This is a genomic window from Inquilinus sp. CA228 (genome assembly GCF_052078665.1).
In the GTDB taxonomy this organism is placed as follows: Bacteria; Pseudomonadota; Alphaproteobacteria; order DSM-16000; family Inquilinaceae; genus Inquilinus.
The window spans coordinates 1-1434 of the sequence record NZ_JBQJIK010000181.1 but is presented as its reverse complement, the minus strand read 5'-3'; the positions used below and the strand labels follow the sequence as shown (position 1 = coordinate 1434).

Sequence of the window (1434 nt, the reverse complement as noted above, 5' to 3'; positions counted from 1 at the left end):
CTGCGCCTGGCCGGGGCCGACATGATCATCGGCGTCGACCTGAACAACTCGAAGAAGGAATGGGGCGAGCGCTTCGGCATGACCCATTTCGTCAACCCGAGCGAGGTCGAGGGCGACCTGGTGCCGTATCTGGTGAACCTGACCAAGCGCGGGGCGGACCAGATCGGCGGGGCGGACTACACCTTCGACTGCACCGGCAACACCAAGGTGATGCGGGCGGCGCTGGAAGCCTCGCATCGCGGCTGGGGCCAGAGCATCGTGATCGGCGTGGCGGGTGCGGGGCAGGAGATCTCGACCCGTCCGTTCCAGCTGGTGACGGGCCGGGTGTGGAAGGGCACGGCCTTCGGCGGGGCGCGGGGCCGCACCGACGTGCCGAAGATCGTCGACTGGTACATGTCGGGCAAGATCGAGATCGACCCGATGATCACGCACAAGCTGCCCTTGGAGCGGATCAATGAGGGCTTCGACCTGATGCATGAGGGCAAGTCGATCCGCACGGTCGTCGAGTTCTGATGTCGGAGCTCGTCACACGCAGCAAGCACCGGGCCTTCGCGGGCGAGGTCGGGTTCTACAGCCACGCCTCGGCCGAGATCGGCGGCGAGATGCGGTTCGCGGTCTATGTGCCGCCGCAGGCGCAGGACCGGCCGGTGCCGGTGCTCACGTACCTCGCCGGTCTGACCTGCACCGAGGAGACCTTCATCATCAAGGCGGGGGCCTTGCAGCACGCGGCGGAGTTCGGGCTGATGCTGGTGGCGCCGGACACCAGTCCGCGCGACCGGCGCCACCCGGGCGACGACGAGAGCTGGGATTTCGGGCTCGGCGCCGGGTTCTACCTGGACGCGACCGAAGCGCCCTGGCGCGACGGCTACCGGATGCACGCCTATGTGACGCAGGAGTTGCCGGAGGTGATCGGCAAGCACTTCCCGGCGCGGCGCTCGGCGATGGGGATCTTCGGGCATTCGATGGGCGGGCACGGGGCGCTGGTGGCGGCCTTGCGCAACCCCGGCCTGTACCGCTCGGTGTCGGCCTTCGCGCCGATCGCGGCGCCGTCGCAATGCCCCTGGGGGCAGAAGGCATTCTCGCGCTATCTCGGGCCTGACCAATCCCAATGGGCGCAATGGGATGCGACGGCGCTGGTCGAGGGCGGGGCGCGCTGCCCGGAGCTGCTGATCGACCAGGGCGAGGCGGACCAGTTCCTGGAGCGCGAGCTGCACCCGCATCTGCTCGAGGCGGCGTGCCGCAAGGCAGGACAGAAGCTGACCCTGCGCCGCCATCCCGGCTACGACCATAGCTACTACTTCATCTCCACCTTCATCGCCGACCACATCCGTCACCACGCCGGCGTGCTGAACCGGTAACAGGGCCATCCTTCTTTTCCTGTCATTGCCGGGCTTGACCCGGCAATCCGGAGGGTGTCGACAGTCTCTGGATGCC

Annotated in this window: 2 protein-coding genes; both read left to right on the top strand. The window is 67.9% G+C overall.

The window, feature by feature from the left end; genetic code table 11:
- On the top strand, nt 1-513 hold a 513-nt coding region (locus tag ACTOWL_RS37865), incomplete at its 5' end, for a zinc-binding dehydrogenase (RefSeq protein ID WP_441326465.1).
- Nucleotides 513-1358 (top strand): S-formylglutathione hydrolase, encoded by an 846-nt coding sequence (fghA, locus tag ACTOWL_RS37860; protein WP_441326464.1) that lies wholly within the window; start codon nt 513-515, stop codon nt 1356-1358. The genes ACTOWL_RS37865 and fghA, both read left to right, overlap by 1 nt.
- Nucleotides 1359-1434: the final 76 nt, after the last annotated feature.

Coding starts and splice junctions, on each gene's coding strand:
- fghA (WP_441326464.1), top strand. CDS start 513: ATGTCGGAGCTCGTCACACGCAGCAAGCACCGGGCCTTCGCGGGCGAG.